Source organism: Flavobacterium sp. (genome assembly GCF_044361065.1).
GTDB lineage: Bacteria > Bacteroidota > Bacteroidia > Flavobacteriales > Flavobacteriaceae > Flavobacterium.
This window is the reverse complement of record NZ_JBIKJI010000198.1, coordinates 1-3248: the sequence shown is the minus strand read 5'-3', so window position 1 is coordinate 3248 and position 3248 is coordinate 1. Positions and strand designations below refer to the sequence as shown.

5 protein-coding genes are annotated in these 3248 nt (G+C 33.8%); all 5 read left to right on the top strand.

What is annotated here, in order from left to right:
• The first annotated feature begins 106 nt into the window (after positions 1-106).
• Positions 107-253: a hypothetical protein gene (locus ACIQ11_RS09820; protein WP_291242906.1), complete on the top strand. Its 147-nt coding sequence runs from the start codon at positions 107-109 to the stop codon at positions 251-253.
• Positions 253-477, top strand: coding sequence for a hypothetical protein (locus ACIQ11_RS09815; RefSeq protein WP_353076582.1), 225 nt, complete (start codon positions 253-255; stop codon positions 475-477). The genes ACIQ11_RS09820 and ACIQ11_RS09815 overlap by 1 nt, the downstream gene beginning before the upstream one ends.
• Positions 464-847 (top strand): YchJ family metal-binding protein, encoded by a 384-nt coding sequence (locus ACIQ11_RS09810; protein ID WP_353076581.1) that lies wholly within the window; start codon positions 464-466, stop codon positions 845-847. The genes ACIQ11_RS09815 and ACIQ11_RS09810 overlap by 14 nt, the downstream gene beginning before the upstream one ends.
• A 62-nt stretch (positions 848-909) precedes the next feature.
• On the top strand, positions 910-2016 hold the full coding sequence (locus ACIQ11_RS09805; protein ID WP_396154463.1) for a VWA domain-containing protein: 1107 nt from the start codon (positions 910-912) through the stop codon (positions 2014-2016).
• 65 nt (positions 2017-2081) lie between these two features.
• On the top strand, positions 2082-3248 hold a 1167-nt coding region (locus tag ACIQ11_RS09800), incomplete at its 3' end, for an AAA family ATPase (RefSeq protein ID WP_396154461.1).

Genomic DNA, 3248 nt, shown 5'->3' with positions numbered 1-3248 from the left:
GCGAAACACTTAATTTTCCATGATTTTGAAGAAATAAAGAGGAAAATGCTGACTGAATTGAGTAATACCAATGAAAGTTTCGTAAATTTGAAGAAAATTTTGCAACATGGGAAGAAATAATGCCATAAATAAAGACAAGCATAAAAAGCAATTGGACAATCATTTGAAGAAAATTCAAAAAACAAAGCAAACGTCTGCAGCCAAAAAAGCGTCTATTTTAGAACAATACAAGCAATCGCTTAAAAACCAATAATGCCAATACATCAGTTCGTATATTTAAAACCAAAAGTTCAAACAATTATTGATTTGATAGCTAAAAAAGAATGGAAAAAAGCCCAACTTTTACAGCTAGAAGTGAGTGAGGAAGTGGAGAATTTAATAGATGAAGTGGTTTCAGACAATCATTTAATCGAATTAAGTAAATATCAGGTTTTGCTTACACATTTATTACTCAAAATTCAAAATGGATCACACTAAACTTTGCCCTTGCGGGAGTCACGTTACTTTAAAAGAATGTTGTTTGCCTTATATTCAAGAAGATGTAACGGTGCCTACTGCAGAAAAATTAATGCGTTCCAGATTTACAGCATTTTATTTACATGATGCGGCATATTTGTTCAAAACTACTCATGTATCTCAAAAAAAATATACAAATAAATCAGATATTTTAGCTTGGGCACAACAAAATACGTGGCAGAAATTAGAAATTCTAAACAGTACTGAAAATACGGTAGAATTTAAAGCCTACTTCTTAGATGACAATAAAACACCTCAAATCCATCACGAAAAATCAACATTTATACTTTTTCAAAACAATTGGTTTTATGTGGACGGTAAGTTTTATTAGTTTTAACTAAAAATTAGTATTCGTTTTTATGTTATAAAATATAAACCTTGTATTTTTATGGTATGAAAAAAGGATTCTATTTTAAAACATACGAAAAACCATTTAAAACACCATTTGAGGTGCTTTTTGGTGTTTTTAAAGAATTGATTGTACATACATCAGGCGACTTTAACGAAGCTATAGATTGGCTACGTGAACTTGATGCCGAATACAAATTAACTACGCCAGACTATTCTATTGAAGATTTTATTGAAGATTTAAAGAAAAAAGGATTCATTCGTGAAGAAATAACAGGCGATGGTACCGGCGAGGTTACCATTACATCAAAAACGGAACGACTTATTCGTCAAGCCGCTTTAGATCAAATATTTGGAAATTTAAATAAATCGGGTAGCGGCAATCATAAATCGAAACAACTTGGCGGTGGCGATGAACTCACAGGCGAACTTAGAAGCTATAATTTTGGGGATAGCTTAGATAGAATTTCATTAACGGAAAGTCTAAAAAACGCACAAATCAATAATGGAATAGGCGAGTTTCAACTTACCGAAAATGATTTAGTAATTGAAGATACGCATTACAAATCGCAAATGAGTACTGTTTTAATGATAGACATTTCTCATAGTATGATTTTATACGGCGAAGACCGAATTACGCCTGCCAAAAAAGTAGCGATGGCGTTGGCGGAACTTATCACTACTCGTTATCCGAAAGACACCATTGATATTTTAGTTTTTGGTAACGATGCTTGGCCTATTTCTATAAAAGAATTACCTTTTTTAAAAGTAGGACCCTATCATACCAACACCGTTGCAGGTTTGCAATTAGCAATGGATATGCTACGAAGAAAACGCAATACCAACAAACAAATATTTATGATTACTGATGGAAAACCAAGCTGTGTTCGAGAAAAAGACGGCTCGTATTATATGAATAGTAACGGTTTAGACGAGTATATTGTTGAAAAATGCTACACGCAAGCTGCTCAAGCCAGAAAATTACACATTCCAATTACGACTTTTATGATTGCCAACGATCCCTATTTGCAACAATTTGTAGATAAATTTACGGAAGCCAATCAAGGAAAAGCGTTCTACACAGGTTTAAGTGGTTTAGGAGAAATGATTTTCCAAGATTATGAAGCCAATAGAAAAAAGAAACTGAAATAATCAATATCAAACAAAAGAACTTACATAAAAATAGCAACTGCTAATTTGCGGTTAAAAACACTACTATGATACACATAAAAACATTAGGCGATTTGATACAATCGGGCTATCAATCCAAAAATATTAAAGAAGAGTTACGTACCAATTTAAGAAATAAACTAATAGCCAAACAACGAACCTTTTCAGGTGTGCACGGTTTTGAAAATTCTGTAATTCCAGAATTGGAACGTGCTATTTTATCACGACATAATATTAATTTATTAGGATTACGCGGACAAGCAAAAACACGTTTGGCACGAAAAATGGTAGAACTTTTAGACGAATACATTCCGTTTGTTTCGGGTTCAGAAATTAATGACGATCCGTTGCATCCAATTTCTCGTTTTGCAATAGATTTGATTGCTGAAAAAGGAAACGATACGCCTATTTCTTGGTTGCATAGAAGCGAACGCTTTTTCGAAAAATTAGCCACTCCCGATGTAACTGTAGCAGATTTAATTGGTGATGTAGATCCAATAAAAGCGGCCAATTTAAAATTATCATATGCCGATGAACGTGTGATTCATTTCGGAATGATTCCTCGTGCGAATAGATGTATTTTTGTTATTAACGAATTGCCTGATTTACAAGCTCGTATTCAAGTAGCGTTATTCAATATTTTGCAAGAAGGCGACATTCAAATACGTGGGTTTAAATTAAGAATGCCGTTAGATTTGCAATTTATTTTTACCGCAAATCCAGAAGATTATACCAATCGAGGCAGTATAGTAACGCCGTTGAAAGACAGAATTGGTTCGCAAATTTTAACGCATTATCCAGAAACTATTGAAATTGCTAAAATTATTACAACGCAAGAAGCTAAGTTAGATGATAATCAATCGTCTTTAGTACACGTGCCAAATTTAGCAAAAGATTTGTTGGAGCAAGTAGGTTTTGAAGCAAGAGAATCCGAATATATAGATGCGAAAAGCGGGGTTTCAGCGCGAATGAGTATTACCGCCTACGAGAATTTAATTAGTACCGCCGAACGCAGAGCCTTACTAAATGGTGAAGAAAAAACAACCGTTCGTTTGTCTGATTTCTTAGGAATTATTCCAGCTATAACAGGAAAAGTAGAATTGGTTTACGAAGGCGAACAAGAAGGCGCTGGAGTAGTGGCGCAATATTTAATTGCTAATGCGATTCATACTTTTTTCCCGGGTTATTTTCCTAAAATTGAAAAACTGGAGAAA